The 16,270-nt window shown below is 45.8% G+C and carries 16 protein-coding genes; 7 read left to right on the plus strand and 9 right to left on the minus strand.

The features are described 5' to 3' along the window. Window positions 1–153: 153 nt before the first annotated feature. The 9 genes from ACTHPG_RS26075 to ACTHPG_RS26115 all read right to left on the minus strand — a co-directional run bounded on the left by ACTHPG_RS26075 (window position 154) and on the right by ACTHPG_RS26115 (window position 7,979). Complete coding sequence (locus tag ACTHPG_RS26075; RefSeq protein ID WP_440392283.1) at window positions 154–1,242, minus strand: low temperature requirement protein A; 1,089 nt, start codon at window positions 1,240–1,242, stop codon at window positions 154–156. Between the two features lie 40 nt (window positions 1,243–1,282). Further along, a complete protein-coding gene (locus tag ACTHPG_RS26080; protein WP_440392284.1) occupies window positions 1,283–2,239 on the minus strand; it encodes a ring-cleaving dioxygenase in 957 nt (318 codons plus the stop codon). A gap of 144 nt (window positions 2,240–2,383) precedes the next feature. Then, window positions 2,384–2,611 (minus strand): DUF896 domain-containing protein, encoded by a 228-nt coding sequence (locus ACTHPG_RS26085; protein WP_440392351.1) that lies wholly within the window; start codon window positions 2,609–2,611, stop codon window positions 2,384–2,386. Window positions 2,612–2,860: 249 nt separating this feature from the next. Beyond that, a complete protein-coding gene (locus ACTHPG_RS26090) occupies window positions 2,861–3,883 on the minus strand; it encodes an SPFH domain-containing protein (RefSeq protein WP_440392285.1) in 1,023 nt (340 codons plus the stop codon). Window positions 3,884–3,929: 46 nt separating this feature from the next. Continuing rightward, the gene (locus tag ACTHPG_RS26095) at window positions 3,930–4,730 is read right to left on the minus strand and encodes a TPM domain-containing protein (RefSeq protein ID WP_440392286.1); all 801 of its coding nucleotides are present in this window, start codon (window positions 4,728–4,730) and stop codon (window positions 3,930–3,932) included. Further along, complete coding sequence (locus tag ACTHPG_RS26100) at window positions 4,727–5,758, minus strand: hypothetical protein (RefSeq protein ID WP_047841485.1); 1,032 nt, start codon at window positions 5,756–5,758, stop codon at window positions 4,727–4,729. Before ACTHPG_RS26100 ends, ACTHPG_RS26095 begins: the two co-directional genes overlap by 4 nt. Before the next feature lie 68 nt (window positions 5,759–5,826). After that, entirely contained in the window at window positions 5,827–6,528 is a 702-nt protein-coding gene (locus ACTHPG_RS26105; protein ID WP_440392288.1) for a PspA/IM30 family protein, read from the minus strand. A gap of 206 nt (window positions 6,529–6,734) precedes the next feature. Further along, the gene (locus ACTHPG_RS26110) at window positions 6,735–7,691 is read right to left on the minus strand and encodes an alpha/beta fold hydrolase (RefSeq protein ID WP_440392289.1); all 957 of its coding nucleotides are present in this window, start codon (window positions 7,689–7,691) and stop codon (window positions 6,735–6,737) included. Between the two features lie 69 nt (window positions 7,692–7,760). Continuing rightward, on the minus strand, window positions 7,761–7,979 hold the full coding sequence (locus ACTHPG_RS26115; RefSeq protein ID WP_440392291.1) for a hypothetical protein: 219 nt from the start codon (window positions 7,977–7,979) through the stop codon (window positions 7,761–7,763). A gap of 227 nt (window positions 7,980–8,206) precedes the next feature. Between ACTHPG_RS26115 and ACTHPG_RS26120 the strand changes: the two genes are divergently transcribed. From ACTHPG_RS26120 to ACTHPG_RS26150, 7 genes are all read left to right on the plus strand, one after another. Continuing rightward, window positions 8,207–9,889 (plus strand): PrpR N-terminal domain-containing protein, encoded by a 1,683-nt coding sequence (locus ACTHPG_RS26120; protein ID WP_440392292.1) that lies wholly within the window; start codon window positions 8,207–8,209, stop codon window positions 9,887–9,889. Between the two features lie 166 nt (window positions 9,890–10,055). Continuing rightward, a complete protein-coding gene (locus tag ACTHPG_RS26125) occupies window positions 10,056–11,042 on the plus strand; it encodes a 2-keto-3-deoxygluconate permease (protein ID WP_124118293.1) in 987 nt (328 codons plus the stop codon). A 93-nt stretch (window positions 11,043–11,135) separates the two neighbouring features. Further along, the gene (locus tag ACTHPG_RS26130) at window positions 11,136–12,431 is read left to right on the plus strand and encodes a four-carbon acid sugar kinase family protein (protein ID WP_440392293.1); all 1,296 of its coding nucleotides are present in this window, start codon (window positions 11,136–11,138) and stop codon (window positions 12,429–12,431) included. Then, the gene (gene pdxA / locus ACTHPG_RS26135; RefSeq protein WP_310341989.1) at window positions 12,428–13,429 is read left to right on the plus strand and encodes a 4-hydroxythreonine-4-phosphate dehydrogenase PdxA; all 1,002 of its coding nucleotides are present in this window, start codon (window positions 12,428–12,430) and stop codon (window positions 13,427–13,429) included. Before ACTHPG_RS26130 ends, pdxA begins: the two co-directional genes overlap by 4 nt. Before the next feature lie 249 nt (window positions 13,430–13,678). Beyond that, complete coding sequence (locus ACTHPG_RS26140; RefSeq protein WP_440392295.1) at window positions 13,679–14,245, plus strand: TetR/AcrR family transcriptional regulator; 567 nt, start codon at window positions 13,679–13,681, stop codon at window positions 14,243–14,245. A 121-nt stretch (window positions 14,246–14,366) separates the two neighbouring features. Further along, complete coding sequence (locus ACTHPG_RS26145) at window positions 14,367–15,488, plus strand: ABC transporter permease (RefSeq protein ID WP_440392296.1); 1,122 nt, start codon at window positions 14,367–14,369, stop codon at window positions 15,486–15,488. Continuing rightward, the gene (locus ACTHPG_RS26150) at window positions 15,488–16,171 is read left to right on the plus strand and encodes an ABC transporter ATP-binding protein (RefSeq protein WP_091012064.1); all 684 of its coding nucleotides are present in this window, start codon (window positions 15,488–15,490) and stop codon (window positions 16,169–16,171) included. Before ACTHPG_RS26145 ends, ACTHPG_RS26150 begins: the two co-directional genes overlap by 1 nt. The last annotated feature ends 99 nt before the right edge of the window (window positions 16,172–16,270 follow it).

Below are 16,270 nucleotides of genomic sequence, written 5' to 3' on the forward strand. Positions count from 1 at the left end.
TTGTACATAGTCTCATATTAACAGATTCTATAGAAGAAATTAAATTAGATTTGTGCATTATTTATATTATTAAGTCTTGGCCGGAATTTGCTGCATCACAAAAAGCCACGGACGCCTGCTGTCCGTGACTTTTCTTCATTTTAGATCACTATATCAAGTCGTAAGTTTCGCATACACCAGGAAGAACAACATGTCTTCACCCATGATGACATAACCCGGAACCCGGTAGACCAGATCCACAAGGACAAATACCAACAGCAACCCTACCATGACCGCCAGATGAAGTGGCCGTAGTCGCAGATGTGCATGTCTGTAACGATGGAACACAAGGGAGGTCGACAGGAAATACAGCAGCACAGATCCAAACACAAACCCGATCATAAACACATAGTTTAACTGATTCTGATATAACAGCTGAATGGACGCAGCGATCATACTCATGGAGATGTAGATGAACAAGTGGCCGTATATGATCGCTTGCCCGGCAGTCTGAATCTCTTTGCTGACTTTTTTCTCCACGTTGTCAAAGTACTGCCACCACATCGCAATGACAAAGATGGCTGTAAAGGCGGCAAACAGGATAGATTTCATATCCCAATGATCGGCTTGCAGCACGGCGATAATGCTTACCACCGATTCACCCAGCAGGATGAGTGTGAAGAGTGCGAAACGTTCCAACAAATGATGAGTCTGAACCGGTACTTTCACCAGATTTTTGCGTCCAATCAACGGAAGCACGATGTCCACGGCAATTCCCGCATACAGAATTACGTAGCGCAACCATGAATCGAAAAACAACGAGCCGGATGAGATCAATATCCCAATGAGGAAACAGAGGCCCAGGTACCGGGCGGCCTTCTGCTGATGCTCGCTTTTCGACTTGTGAACCGTCAGATACTGAATGGCCGTAAACGCCCGTGAACCGATATATCCTACGAAGAAGGACAGGTAATATTGGTCAAAATGGGTAGAGAGACTCGCCGTCATGACCATAACGGACAGGAGCTGAAGGATGAGAAATATTCTATGGATCAGGATGTCTTGACCATAGCGGTTAATAAACAAGGTCTGACCAACCCATGCCCACCAAACAGGGATGAAAATAAGCACAAACTTCATTAAATATTCAAACGTAATTACTCCGTGTTCGGCATGTAACAAGACATGACCCGCTTTGGAGACCGCTGCTACAAAGAGCAGATCGTAGAACAGCTCCAGCCAGGTAACCTTTTTCTCCATCATCCTTCGTTGCTCCTTAGATTTTATAGTAATAGAACTCTTATTATTTCACAGTTGTAGCAGGTACGAGCGTTCTTACCTCGATCGGTTGCAGATTGTCCTCGATTTGAGGACGGTATTTCTCAAACCACTCTGGCAGCATCAATTTTTGTCCGAGCGAATCAGCAGGTTCATCTTTGGCAAAGCCCGGAGGATCAGTAGCAATCTCGAACAGAATGCCGCCAGCTTCTCTGAAGTAGATCGCGTTAAAGTACTGACGATCCCGAACTGGCGTCGGTTGATACCCGTAATCACGTACAGCTTCACTCCACTGTGCATGTTCCACGTCATCTGTGGCGCGCCATGCAATATGATGCACCGTTCCAGCTCCACCCATGCCCAGAGGTATACGGGTTACCGGAACATCCACAACATTACCGATGTCTCCACTCGACCGGAAACGGGCATACTCTTCATTTTCACCCACTTTGACAAATCCCAAAATTTTCTCAAGCGCATCCATCGTTCTCTGCGGGTTTACACTGAACAGGACAGCACCGCCAAAGCCTTTGATGGCTTTATCTGTTGGAATTCCTTCGTGAGCCCAAGTGCTGGTTGCTCCCTCTTCCCGTTCCACAAGCTCAAGCCGCAAGCCTTCGCTATCTTCGAATTGAAGCAGCTCTTCATTGAAGCGACTTGTGTGAGTTACATCAATATTATACTGCTCCAGACGATTCTGCCAGAAGCCAATCGACCCAGGAGGAATGACATAGGAAGTGATGCCGACCTGACCTCCGCCAATTTTGCCCCGTGGTGATCCAGCGGATGGGAAGAAGGTAATGATGGTACCTGGGCTTCCGTGTTCGTCTCCAAAATACAGATGATATACATCCGGTGCATCGAAGTTAATTGTTTTTTTCACGAGACGAAGTCCCAGAACTCCGGCATAAAAATCAACGTTGGCCTGTGGATCGCCTGCGAAAGCTGTAATATGGTGAATACCTGCTGTTTGAATAGTCATGATTAATTCCTCCTTGGTTTGGTAAGCATGTTTTGAATTGGGTAGGTGTTAGAGATCGTTTGATAAATGAGATAGTTTAGATCGTTGATTCATTTATAGTATGTTTGTATTATCTTTAAATTAAGATATATGAGCATTTGAAGCCTATTTATTATTTTTAGAAGCCTGTTCTTGTTTCAATTTATCAGGAGTCACGTCATCGCCGTTCGGATCATAGATGGTAGCATTCAGCAGAATGTCGTTGACCGAACCACGAAAAGTTTGCAGATATTCCTGGCGCAGACGAACCTGTTCCTCTTTCTCCATCTCCGTCAATCCGCCCGCTTTGGCTTTTCTGGAAAGTTCGTTTATTCTGGTCAATGTTGGGATCATCATCTTGATCGCTCCTCATGTAATGGATTAAAGATATTTGTTTTGGTTGCCGTTTATATTTAAATTAAATATCTTAAGTTAAAGATAAATGATTTGTGATTAGTTGTCAACTGTTTTATTTAAACTAAAATAAATGAACTAGCTTGGCACTCCTCATCCTGTTGCACTAACTATGATTCCCAACAGAAAAGGGCTAGCTCCGCAGTAATTTCACTTTTTGCGAACCTAACCCTACCTGTATTCAATTCACTAGCCCAGCTTTTGACCACAGTTTGGACAGAAGTTGGCTCCTTCATTCTTGGCTCCACAGTTCGGACAGAAGTTAGGCTTCTTGTTGCCCTCTGTAGATGGAGAGTTACCTGAATCACCGTTGCTATTTCCCGCTGGCTTCTGGTCGTTCTGATTCTGAGACGAATTGGCGTTATTGTTCTGGTTCATGTTCTTCATCATTTCATTGGCCATGTTCATACCCATCATCATGCCTGCCATATCCGAGGCCGCGCCGCCGCCCTGTACTTTACCGGATGAGATACCGTCTGTCATGCTGACCTGCTGATACTTTTGCAGATTACCAATCATCTCATGCGAAGCGGTCTTCGTAATCATATCCTGAATTTCTTTTGGATAATTGAAGCTCATCACCTGGAAACCGGTAATCCCAATGCCGATGTCCATCATCTGCATATCCAGATCTTCCTGAATACCCTTGGCGATATCCGATGCATTGGCCTGCAGGTTGAACATATCCTTCCCTTCACGGCTAATCCACTTCATTAGAAGCTGATCCAGCACGGAAGTAATTCGGATTTTGACATCCTCCACCAGATAACTCTGCTTGATGCCTGCAATCTTATCGATCAGGGTCACATAGTCACTCACTTTGAAGTTAAACGTACCGTTGGCCCGAATCGGCATTCCACCCGGGAGTTGTGGTGTCGGAATCAATACCGGGCTTTGCGTGCCCCAGCGCACGGTGAACTCTTTGGTATTTACAAACAATACTTCGACTCGCATGCCGCTGTTGAATCCGAACTTGAACCCTTTTAAGGTAGAAAGAAACGGAATAATCTCGGAATCGATATTAAATGATCCTTCGTCCTCGAAAATCCCTTCCACTTTACCGTTATTCAGGAAAATGGCGTCCTGACCAGAACGGATGATAAGTTTACTCCCCTTCTTGATCTCCCGGTTGCTCCACTTCCAAAATATCATGTCATCTCTGAACTCTTCCCATTCCACCACATTTGAAAACTGATTTTTGAAAAATCCCATACTCGTTCCCATCCCTTCTATTTAACTTGCTCCGATTACTCCGTTACTAAAACGACCCTCTACTTCCACTGTGTGAATGACCGCCTCGCGATGTACCTCCACCGCCGCCTCCGCCACCATTGTTATTGTTCTTCTCAATTTTGCGCTTGGTTACGGTCGTACGGATATAACGATCCTGACGATCGATTACACTAGAATTATTTGAATCCTCATATGTTCCACGATTGACCGTGACTCGCCCCCCGGAACGATAGGTCATCATGCCAACAACAATACCGCCCAGCACTACGGATACTCCCAACTGAAACCAGCCGTTGAACAAAATGTTGTTCGGATTCACACCCGGTTCGTACCCCATATATTTGTAAGAGAGCTCTATATATTTCTCAAATGCGAGTTTATAATCCCCACTGGACAACTCGGAGGTAATCCGGTTACGGATAGAATCCAGCCGCTGATCACTCAAATATTCTTTTGCCTTATAAAATCCTGCCAGATACACTTCGCGATTATTCATATCCATCGTCAAAATGACAGCATTACCAAATTTCTTATCGTACCCTAGCCCCTGTTTATCATAAAAATCTTCAGTTAAGAGCATGACATCCTGATTCTCAACATTATTTGTTGTCAAAATAACAAAGTCCGTCTGCCGTTCCGCGCCATACTGATTCGCAAGTGCATTCAGCTCAACCTTATCCTGCTCACTCAGCAGATTGGCTTCATCGTAGATGAGATTTTTACTCTCCGCAGCGGATGCCGAAGAGATGGGAATCAACGGAGCAACTAGCGTGATCATAAGTAAAATGAGCGCAGACATCACGGCCAGAGGGGTTCTTTTTCTCATAAGAATCCACCTCCCATCATCCAGGAAACCAGCTTCAGTGACAGCAATGAGACCGCGGATACCCCTGCGAACCATCCGGCCACTTTGGCTTTGCTGATCGGCGGTTTGCCGACAACCTTACCTGTCTGACCATTCATGGCAAACGTATACTGCGCACGATTGTAGTCATAATTGACCATCCACACCGGGAGCAGCACATAGTCTGCATTTTTGAGCGTAGTGTCAATCTGCTTGTCGGTGTAGCTCACGCTGCTATAACCGGATACGGTTGAAGCAATATAAGAATCAATGTATGATCTCGTCTTATCTTTGGCACGTGGGAAAAGTTCCTCGTCCGTATAGCTATATTTTTCCGCAATATACCCCGCCAGATACGGGGTCTTGAACAATTTCAGCTGATTATATGGAAAAGGCTCCAGTTTATCCATCAGTTCATCCTTCATTTTCTCCGATGCATCAATGGGCAGGTTCACGTAATTCAGCCGAATTCGGCGGTATATATCGAAATGCTGTGTTTCCGTGTAATGGTAGTCGCCCTGGGTGTAGGATCTGACCTTGGTGCCACGACCATGCACTTCGATTTTGTTATGTAACTCGTACAACCAGAACGGCACGTACATGCCCGTTATGCTCTGAATCCGATCGGCGGACATGAAGCCACTTGGCGTTAAGAGGCCGTTTTTGCACCACTTTTTGAAGGCCTGCTTGGCTTGATCCTTATTGATCGAAAAGGGAATCACCATGGCAGGGGCCAGATTGCCCGTCAGCCGATCACTGAGTACAACGGCTGCACCGCAGAAACTGCATGTCGTCGCACTGGTCTCCGGCTCGGTCACAATGTCAGCTCCGCAGCTGTTACAGTGGTATTCCTTGACCTCATTTTCCGTGAACACTTGTCTCTTCAAAGGATCGGGGATCTGCTCTATGTTGTCCTGGCGGCCACAGCTGGGACAGGATAATGCACCTGACACACTGTCAAAAATCATGCCACTGCCGCAGTTCGGACATTTATATTCAATAACCGGCATCTGCTCACCTCAATATGAACGAAATATGATTCTTTTCTATCCTCTACGTTGTAGTGTACACGTTAAACTCAATTCTTCAGCTTCTTCTGGATTGCAGCGAGTTCTTCCTCCGCGCTTGGTGACGCATGTTCATTATTACCCGCATCCGCGTTCATGTCCCTCTCCAATTGGGCAATTAATTCGTCCAGATCATCTTCCTGTGCTCCAGCGCGAAGTTCTGCCAAAGCCTCTGCTTCGTTCAACGCCTGATTCGCCTTGTCTTCCATGGCCTTCAATGCAGCTTCAGCTCTGCCCGTGGATGCATTGCGTTCATTGGCCAGTTGCTGCGCCTTCGCATCTGCCATGCGACCTTTCAGTTCTGCATGCCGTGCTTCCAGTTGTCCTAGATCGGCAACGAGCTTATCATTCATATGCTTCATCATCTTGGCTTTGGCGGAAGCCCGTTCATAGGCAGCCTGTAATTCGTTCAATTTGTCAACCAGCTTCACTTTCTTCTCCAGAAAACCACGTGCCTTGTCTTCGTCTCCCGACTCTGCCGATTTCTCCGCATACCGCTGTAACTTCTTAACCTCGGCACTGCACTCATCCAGCGCTCGCTTCGCCCGGCTCTCATCTGACAACACCGCGGTCGTCTCTGCTTTTACCTGACCCAGATCACTTCTCAGGCTGCGCATATATTCATTCACACTCTTCTCCGGGTCTTCCGTCCGAGATAACATGTGGTTCACATTGGCCTTCATCACGTCTCTAAACCTCGATAAGATTCCCATTACGTGTTCCTCCTCCGAAAAGTTCATATGTATACTATAATACATGAATAAGGCGACATACGTTTCACATTTCACGATTACACATGGAGTCCATATGATCAAAATCCTCATGATAATAGCGCAGTATAAGAAAAAACGAGCACCTGTAGTGTCGTCTCTCGCCTCATGATCTGAAAACCCTCTCCTACTCTCAATATCGTTCTTAGCTATTCACAGTTGTTAATAAATTGCACACTTTCTTCTGTAATCTGTTCTGGATTTGTATTATGTATGTAATGACCGCCATCTAAAATCTGATATTGTCCCTTCTTCACAGACTCGATATAACTTATTAAGTAGTTTTGCCAATTCTCAACGGGTAACTCTTCTCCACTAGATATGAAGAAAAACATCGGCACATCCGGAATTCCTTGTTTTGCAACCTTCGCTGCATTCTGTTTAATCATGTTGACTTCATCATTCATGTTCGATGTCTGCGTGTTTTTGTAGAACAATGCCCGATATATTCTCTCTTCCTGAGGGGACAAATGTTTCTCCATAATCGCAGCCGATGAATCCACAATTCCAGGGAAAAACCGTGTAATCCCCATTCGTGCTCCCAAACTTGTAAAACTCATCATACCTCCCGAGGGCAAGGGATATGCTTCATATACCTCTGGAATAGCCGGGTCCAATCCAATGATCGCCTTCACTTCGTTTGGATACTGTTGTGCCCAATATAATGCTTCTATACCTGACATGGAATGCGGAAATAACACATACGGTGGATTCTGGCCTGCTAAGGACAGCGCTGTTCTGGTTTCTTCCAATATCGTATCAATATCGCGGGACACCTTAACCGTTTCACTGAAACCGTAGCCCGCCTTCTCCACCACAGCAATTTTGTATTGTTCGGACAGTCTGGAGTAGAGCGCCTTGAAATCCAATACAGGGGCTGATGTACCTCCACCTGACAAAAAGACCAGCGTCTGTGACCCAGCACCTTCTGTATAGACATGCATTTGATGATTATTCACCTTAACTATGGCTCCTGGCGGCGACAGAATACTCAATTCGCTCTTGAGCTTAAAGGTATGATTCATGAAACTAATTACAACGAACAATAGTATGACACCTAAAATTGCTAAGGCACCATACCCCAATCTCTTCAATACATTTCTCATGGTTTCCCCTCCAACATGCAGTACTTTTTCACTTATTTTACCATGTTCTTTGGAAGGTCCCTACCTAATCTATGGTTCAATCGGAAGGCTCTCCACCGCTGTGAAGAACACATCCAACAGCTCAACGTTATACGTCGTGCGGACGTATTCTTCGATCCCGGCTAACTCTTCTTCCCGCTGATACTCCAGACATGGACGGCCTTCACTCCACAGGACCCTGCACGGGAACTTTCCGACAACATCCTTAATGATGTGATCCGGCTCAGCTACTTTATGAATGTCTCCCATATAAAACTCCTCATTTCTCTATACTTATCGTGTGCAATGATCCATTAATTTTGAAATAGTTAGGAATTCGATTCAGTGCACTTCATCACATTCCACGCGGAGAGTTATACCGACATACCACACAGATATTTTGTACACATAACAGTGACCAGTCCATCCAGGGTGCCATTCCTTCGCAAGTTGGCTATAATAAGGGGATCAAAGTTTTCTATAAAGGCAGGAAAAATATGCGTACACGAGTTCACTTTATTGCTCCCTACGAATCGATGATTCCTATTATACAAGAGTGTATTCCCCGCTTCCCCCAGTTAGCCATTCAGACGGACGTGGGCGACTTGGCTAACGGCGTGGAATTGGCAACTCAAGCTGAGAAAAACGGTGCAGAGATTATCATCAGCCGCGGCGGAACCGCCCAATTGATTAAAAAAGCAGTGACTATTCCCGTCATTGATGTGCAGTTATCGGGTTATGATATGATTCGCTCCCTTACCCTGGCAAGCCAGTTTAACGGCCAAACGGCCATCGTTGGCTTCTCCAACATCACCTCTGGTGCACAATCGATTATTGACCTGATGGATCTGCCCCTCAAAGTCTATACCATACATAGCTCGGAAGATGTGGCACGATTGCTCTTGGAGTTGAAAGCTTCCGGGTACCGCCAGATTGTCGGAGATGTGATCACCGTCAACACTGCGAAGACTTATGGTCTGGAGGGATTGTTAATCCAATCCGGTCAGGAATCCATCCTTAGAGCGATGGAAGATGCGCAGTTGGTCTACCGTTATTTGAGCAAAAACCATGCGATATCGATCATACTGAATGACCTGGTTACACGGGAACATCCGAATTTGCTTATTTTAAATGAACAGAATGAAGTTGTATTTGAGAACCTGACCGACTTTGAGAAAAATCCGCTGACCGATAATCACATGTATCTGACCAATACCAGTCTGGAATTCCATCAATCCCAGATCCAAAATGTGTTCATGGTGGATGACTATCAGCTTACGGTCAACGCCTATGAAACGACCCTGGATAACAAGAACTACAAGGTATATATGCTGGAAAAAGGACAACCCTATGCCTTTGCACAATTCGGCATAACAACGTTCACGGACGCATCAATGGAGCCCATCGTTGCCGAATCTCCTGCCATGCAAATGGTATTGAAGAACATTCGAGCACTCTATGAGAATCATGAACCGATCTATCTGCTCGGTGAAGCGGATTCCGGTAAATCTTTTCTGGTCAAACATATTCACCAGATGTACTCTGGTGGTGGAATTTTATTACAGATTGATCTCTCGCAAGTGCCTCCCGGTCATTTGCACAAGATACCACTCGCCAAAGTTAGAAATGTAGAAATTAACCACGTGGAAACACGTATGGAAGATCCGGAGTTGCTCTCCTTTATCCAGAGCTGCCTTCAAAGCCGAATTGGGGTGTTTATCCTCGGGGAACAGGTAATAAATCCCCATTGGTCACTCGATTTGAAGCTTAATACGATCATGATGCCTAATCTTGCAGATAGGCCAGAGGATCTGGCTCCACTGATGCAGCATTTCCTTACGGGGTACTACCACAAATACGGAACTACTGCGGTGAGAATAAAAGAAGATGCGCTACAGCTGATTCAAGAACAGATTACACATATGAATGTCAACCAGCTGAAACATCTGATCAAGCAGGCTGCACTTAATGAACAGGAATATGTCATCACCACGGCTACCTTATCCCGCTTGCTCGGTCAGCAACCTTCTTCAAGCCCAATGAAGTTGAACGGTACGCTGAAGGAGATCGAGAAAGAAGTTATTCAGATCGTGCTTCAGGAGGAAAATAACAATCAATCGAAGGCGGCAGAGCGTCTGGGGATTAACCGGGCCACATTATGGCGTAAACTTAAAGATTAACTTTAAGTTTGCGTCTTTTTTATCGCCTTAAAGTGTTGCATTTTTAAACAATTTAGCGAGTATTTAAAATTTACAATAATTAATTGTTGCTATATTAAACGATATGGGATAACATAATCCCTGCAAGCGCTTCATAAAAACGATTACTTCATAAGGAGCTACTACTATGAACATTAAAGCAACTTTAGATCGCATCCCTGGCGGTATGATGGTCGTTCCCCTGTTAATTGGTGCAACCATTAATACATTCTTCCCGAATGCTCTGCGCATTGGCGGATTCACGGAAGCTCTCTTCGTTAACAGTGCCAGTACGTTGATTGCGCTGTTCCTGTTAATTGCGGGTACACAGATTACGTTCAAAACGGCAGGTTCATCTGTCGGCAAAGGTTTAACCTTGCTTACGTTCAAATGGGTGATTGGTGCAGGCCTTGGTTTTATCGCTATTTTGTTTGCGGATTCAAGCGGTTTATTCCTGGGTCTGGCCCCACTTGCCATTATCGCTGCGATGACCAACTCTAACGGTGGCCTGTACATCGCACTCGCTGGTCAATACGGTAAAGAAGATGACAAGGCAGCTTACCCGTTCCTCGCGCTTAGCGATGGTCCGTTCCTGACCATGGTAGCGCTCTCGATCTTTGGTGCAATGGGCTTTGCGAACGGCATGTTCTCCCCGATGGCATTCGTTGCTGTATTGCTTCCACTCATCGTTGGTGTCATTATTGGTAATCTGGACCGTAATCTGGGGGATTGGCTGTACAAAGGCAGTGACAAACTCGTTCCGTTCTTTGCATTCTCCCTGGGTATGGGAATCAATTTCTCATCCATCATTCAAGGCGGACTAGGTGGCATTCTGCTTGGTGTTCTGACCGTGCTTCTCACAGGCGGAATCGGATATCTGGTGTTCAAAGCCATTGGCTGGAACCCGATCGTTGGTGCTTCCGAAGGTTCAACAGCCGGGAATGCGGTAGGTACACCTGCTGCCATCGTGGCTGCCAATGCTTCATTTGGCCCGATTGCGGAGATTGCCACTGTGCAAATTGCGGCGAGCGTTGTAACGACAGCTATCCTGTTACCCATCTTCATCGGGTTCCTCTCCAAACGACTGGAGAAATCAGGTGGCGTCGAGAAATACAATCAACGACCAACCACATAAATGGTTATCACCTGATCCGATATGTTTAATCGGTGCCAATTGATGATCTGACGGACTTATTATGAAATTTTGCTTACAAGGAGGGATGACTGCATGAAATTAGCTATTATTGCAGATGATTTGACCGGTGCCAATGACAGCGGGGTGCAGCTTGCCCGTCATGGCTTGAAGACCAGTGTTCTTTTTAATATGAATGAAGAACCTCTTACACACTACGATGCTGTCGTCTTTGATACAGATAGTCGTTCCATATCGCCGCAGGAAGCATATGACCGTGTATATCGAGCTGCTCAACTGCTGACGAACAACGGATTTGAGACGATTTTCAAAAAAATGGACTCCACCATGCGCGGCAATATCGGCATCGAGATTGATGCTGTATATGATGTAGTTAAGCCGGACTTTATGATGATTGCTCCGGGTTATCCCAAAAATAACCGGACGATACTGGAAGGAATTCATTACCTGAACGGCGTTCCGCTGGCAGATACTGAAATTGCTCATGACCCGAAGACACCTGTTACGGTTTCCTACCTTCCGGACTTGTTGAAACAACAGACCAAGTACGAAGTTGGCGAGATCACCGTCGCAGATCTGGAAGCCGGGCAGAATCATATTCGCACCAAGCTGGAGCAGTTGAAAACAGATAACATTCCGTATGTGATGGTGGACTCCACCGAAGAACGCCATCTGGAACTGATTCTGCAGATGACCCGCGAGTTGGATTATACCTTTACTTGGGCAGGTTCGGCGGGCATTGCCGATTACCTCCCCGCACATTACGAGTTGGAATCCAGGGCTGCTGCACTTGATATCCCGGAGAATTCCGGTCCCATCCTCACGGTGGTAGGCAGCGTGAACAAAAACTCCCGTGAGCAGCTGCATCGCTTGATGCGCAAATCCCGTGTAGCTTCCGTCTCCTTCCATTCCTTCAAAGCGGTATCCGCAACCGCAGACCGCGCGGAAGAGATGGAACGTGTCTATAACGAGGTCCGAGACAAAGCGCTGGAAGGACAAGATGTTGTCCTCTACTCCACCGCTGATCAAGTGGATATTGAACTGGCACGGGCAACGGGCGAAATTCGCGGTCTCAATCACACGGAAGTCAGCAATGAAATTGTACTCGCGATGGGTGAGATCTGTGCCAGACTGCTGGAAGAGGGACTTTTCAAAGGGGTATCCATGACTGGTGGCGATACGGCAAAACAGATCTGTCTGAAATGGAACATTAGCGGTTTCGAGCTGCTGGATGAGCTTGAAATCGGTGTGCCGATCTCCAAGTTTATAGGCATTGATGATCTGCATGTGATTACCAAAGCAGGCGGATTCGGTCAACCCGATGTCTTTATCCATGCGATTCAAAAATTAAAAGGGGGTATTCTCGTATGAAACCTACAATCGGAATTACGATGGGCGACGCAGCAGGTATAGGACCGGAGATTATTATGAAAGCACTGGGTCATCAGGAGATGTATGATCAGTGTAATCCACTCGTGATTGGTGATGCGAAGATTCTGGAGCGCGTGCTGCCGGTTATCGGATCAACGCTGAACGTCCATGCTATTCAGGAGCCTTCTGAAGCCAAGTATGAATTCGGTACTGTGGATGTGATTGATCTGAATTTGGTTCCAGCCGATCTGGAATACGGTAAAGTATCTGCCGTGGCTGGGGATGCAGCATTCCAGTTTCTCGCCAAAGCCATTGATCTGGCCAAAAAACACCAGATTCACTCCATCTGCACAGCACCTTTGAACAAAGAAGCTCTGCACCAAGGCGGACACCTGTATCCGGGGCATACTGAGATTCTGGCAGACCTGACGGATACGCAGGACTTCTCGATGATGCTGACGACACCTAATCTGAGAGTCATTCACCTGACGACACACATGGGTCTGATCGATGCCATCGCGAGTATCAACCCGGAAAGAACCTACACCGTTGTGAAGCTTGCTCATGATACGTTGAAAAAAGCAGGCTTTGAGAATCCGCGCGTAGCCGTATGCGGAATCAATCCTCATGCCGGAGAGAACGGACTGTTCGGCAACGGGGAAGAAGAAGAAAAATTGCAGCCCGGCATAGAGCGTGCGCAGCAGGAAGGCATTAACGTCGTTGGTCCACTCCCGGCGGACACACTCTTCTTCCGCGCTGGCCGCGGCGACTTCGATATCGTTGTAGCTTGCTACCACGACCAAGGCCATGCACCAATTAAGGTAATGGGCATCGAGGAAGGCGTGAACATCACCGTTGGTCTGAAGGGCGGCATCATTCGTACGTCTGTCGATCATGGTACAGCCTTCGATATCGCTGGCAAGAACATCGCCGATGATAAAAGTATGCTGGCAGCCATCCGCTCCGCCATTGAGCTGGCACCGAAGGATCAGGGATAACACCAAGATTCATCCGGTACATGCGTGAGTCTGATCGTAAGATCAATTGTAGACGTATCGGTATATCGTAGGTATTCGATATATAGAAAGAAAAAGGCAAATCCTTGTAAGTTCAAGGATTTGCCTTTTTGTATATCGTCCACCCATTTATTCAGACCAATCGTCTTGGTTGGTATTATGGCCATCAAACATATGCTAAACTGATCATAATAAACAAGAGACTTTAAATGAGAAAAAGGAAGAGATTCAATGGGAAGAAAACAATCTTTTACTGAAACAGAGCTGCTGGATACGACAAAAAAATTAATTCTCGAGCATGGCTACGACGGTTTTCATCTCAAGCTGCTCTCACAGCATCTCTCCGGAGCCCGAAGCACGATATATCAATATTACGCCAATAAAGAAGAGATTGTTGCTGCTTGTATGAAGCGTGTAATAGCAACCGTGTTGGAGAATTCATTAGCCGTTGATGAGACTGATCCCATGGATGCTCTTGAGCAACTGCTTCTGATCTACGCAGAAGAGTCGACGCTCCATCAACTTCTGGGAGATGCCAGCAAAATTAATACGACTAATTCTGCTGCGGCAGCGAGAGATCTTGAATTTATTGAGGAAGCACATAAGACCCTCAAAATTCAATTATCACGTTTATTTGAACGCGCACAGCAGGATCAGGCTCTCCGGCAAGATATCCCTCTACCTGTACTTATTGGTGTTTTCTTCAACTTGATTAATACGCCGAACATGATGAATATCCCTACGCCTGATTGGGGAAAGCTGCTGTTCCAAATGTGGATCGGAGGAGCCAAGAGCTAACTTTGTTCTTGGATTGAATTTGACACAAGTGTCATTTATGTCGTTTAATAATGAAGACCGCGTGGCCGCGCATCTAATTTGACACAAGTGTCAAAAAAAGAGAGAAGGAGTTGAACAGATCATGTTTTTAGCGATGAAGGAGTTACTGCATAGTAAAATGAAGTTTTTGATGATTATCATTATCTTCGTACTGATGGCTTGGCTGGTATTTATTTTATCCGGTCTGGGGAATGGATTGTCCACGCTAGCCGCATCAACATTCAAGACCATGAAGGCTGATTATGTCATCTTTGAAGAAGAGGCTCAGTCTTCCATGAGCAAGTCACTGCTGTCAGATCAACTGGTGGCGAAGGCGGAACAACTTCCTAATGTGGATGCCGCATCCCCTATGGGAAGTACGATGGCAACAGCAATGAAAGAGACGAGTACCAAGAATGAAGATAAAGTCGATATAGCGATTATAGGAATTAACCCAGGAAGTTTCCTGGAACCAGCTATTGTAGAAGGTGACAGCCTGTCTTCCGAGAATCCCACCGGTGTGGTAGTGAATTCGACCCTAAAAAACGAGGGCTATAATATCGGGGACACCTTTCAACTGGATGGCACGACGGAATCATTGACCATTATCGGATTTGTGGAGAATCAGACGTATAACCACGTTGCATCCGTATTTACACCAATGGCTGAATGGCGGAAGATCGCTTTTGCTGCTCCAGGTTCAGATAAAGGTATTGAAGGACCGGTTAATGCGATCATGTTACAAGGCCAAAATATTGATCCTGAAGCGATAAACAAAGAATTATCCAGTACGGATACCGTTACCCGGTCGGAAGCTGTGCAAGGCATGCCAGGATACAAAGAAGAGAACGGAACGATTCTGATGATGCTTGCATTTCTGCTCGCGATCTCTGCATTTGTGCTTGGGGTATTCTTTTATGTCATCACGATGCAAAAGACCAATCAGTTTGGCATTATGAAAGCGATCGGTGCCAGCAACCGTTTCTTGGGAAAAGCCATTATCTCGCAAGTGTTTGTCCTTTCGCTGACTAGCATTGTTGTTGGAATCTTACTGACTTATGGAACAGCAGCAATTATGCCAAAAGGAATGCCATTTAAGCTGGAAACCAGTCTTGTCTTCAATTATTCTATTATCTTGCTGGTTATCGCTATGTTAAGTTCACTGGTATCTGTTCGCAAAATTACGAAGATTGATCCGCTTAAAGCACTCGGGAGGGTTGAATAATGAGTAAGGGATTGCACATGCGGGAAGTCACCATGTATTATGCCGAAGGAAACAATCGGATCACCGCGCTCGATCATGTATCCATATCCGTGGAACCGGGGGAATTTGTTGCTGTCGTTGGACCTTCTGGTTCTGGTAAAAGTACATTCTTGTCTATTGCTGGGGCTATGCTGAAAGCCTCCGAAGGAGATATTCAACTAAACGGAAATCATATTTCGAAGCTTACGGAGAAAGAGCTATCTACTATACGGCTGCAAGAAGTTGGATTTATTATGCAATCTTCAAATCTAGTTCCCTATCTAAATGTTCTCGATCAACTGTTAGTTGTAAAAAGAATGGCGGGAACGGTCAAAAAAGAGGATAAGGCATTTGCCACCAAGCTGCTGGAAGAACTGGGGCTGGGTTCGAAGTTAAAAAGTTTTCCCGAAGAGTTATCCGGTGGTGAGAAACAACGGACAGCCATTGCGCGTTCTTTAATGAATAATCCCAACATCATCTTAGCCGATGAACCAACCGCCAGTTTGGACACCAAACGAGCCCATGAAGTGGTTAGTCTAATCGCGCAAGAAGTGAAATCACGCCAAAAAGCGGCCATTATGGTTACCCATGATGAGCGCATGCTTGAATATTGTGACAAGGTATATCGGATGTATGATGGCGGGATGTCCCTAGCTAAATCATAAATAGATGGACCCAATCCTATACCATGTCCTTAACTATTATTTTCATGAAAATCTCCTGTCCGGAAAAATAGCCCGTTAACTAGCAATTTAAGCCTGTCC

The sequence above is a fragment of the Paenibacillus sp. SAF-068 genome, from assembly GCF_051967555.1.
Taxonomy (GTDB): Bacteria; Bacillota; Bacilli; order Paenibacillales; family Paenibacillaceae; genus Paenibacillus.

What these genes read in the sequence shown, in the direction of transcription:
- ACTHPG_RS26075 (WP_440392283.1), bottom strand. Translation starts at nt 1,242, where the DNA reads ATGATGGAGAAAAAGGTTACCTGGCTGGAGCTGTTCTACGATCTGCTC.
- ACTHPG_RS26080 (WP_440392284.1), bottom strand. Translation starts at nt 2,239, where the DNA reads ATGACTATTCAAACAGCAGGTATTCACCATATTACAGCTTTCGCAGGC.
- ACTHPG_RS26085 (WP_440392351.1), bottom strand. Translation starts at nt 2,611, where the DNA reads ATGATCCCAACATTGACCAGAATAAACGAACTTTCCAGAAAAGCCAAA.
- ACTHPG_RS26090 (WP_440392285.1), bottom strand. Translation starts at nt 3,883, where the DNA reads ATGGGATTTTTCAAAAATCAGTTTTCAAATGTGGTGGAATGGGAAGAG.
- ACTHPG_RS26095 (WP_440392286.1), bottom strand. Translation starts at nt 4,730, where the DNA reads ATGAGAAAAAGAACCCCTCTGGCCGTGATGTCTGCGCTCATTTTACTT.
- ACTHPG_RS26100 (WP_047841485.1), bottom strand. Translation starts at nt 5,758, where the DNA reads ATGCCGGTTATTGAATATAAATGTCCGAACTGCGGCAGTGGCATGATT.
- ACTHPG_RS26105 (WP_440392288.1), bottom strand. Translation starts at nt 6,528, where the DNA reads ATGGGAATCTTATCGAGGTTTAGAGACGTGATGAAGGCCAATGTGAAC.
- ACTHPG_RS26110 (WP_440392289.1), bottom strand. Translation starts at nt 7,691, where the DNA reads ATGAGAAATGTATTGAAGAGATTGGGGTATGGTGCCTTAGCAATTTTA.
- ACTHPG_RS26115 (WP_440392291.1), bottom strand. Translation starts at nt 7,979, where the DNA reads ATGGGAGACATTCATAAAGTAGCTGAGCCGGATCACATCATTAAGGAT.
- ACTHPG_RS26120 (WP_440392292.1), top strand. Translation starts at nt 8,207, where the DNA reads ATGCGTACACGAGTTCACTTTATTGCTCCCTACGAATCGATGATTCCT.
- ACTHPG_RS26125 (WP_124118293.1), top strand. Translation starts at nt 10,056, where the DNA reads ATGAACATTAAAGCAACTTTAGATCGCATCCCTGGCGGTATGATGGTC.
- ACTHPG_RS26130 (WP_440392293.1), top strand. Translation starts at nt 11,136, where the DNA reads ATGAAATTAGCTATTATTGCAGATGATTTGACCGGTGCCAATGACAGC.
- pdxA (WP_310341989.1), top strand. Translation starts at nt 12,428, where the DNA reads ATGAAACCTACAATCGGAATTACGATGGGCGACGCAGCAGGTATAGGA.
- ACTHPG_RS26140 (WP_440392295.1), top strand. Translation starts at nt 13,679, where the DNA reads ATGGGAAGAAAACAATCTTTTACTGAAACAGAGCTGCTGGATACGACA.
- ACTHPG_RS26145 (WP_440392296.1), top strand. Translation starts at nt 14,367, where the DNA reads ATGTTTTTAGCGATGAAGGAGTTACTGCATAGTAAAATGAAGTTTTTG.
- ACTHPG_RS26150 (WP_091012064.1), top strand. Translation starts at nt 15,488, where the DNA reads ATGAGTAAGGGATTGCACATGCGGGAAGTCACCATGTATTATGCCGAA.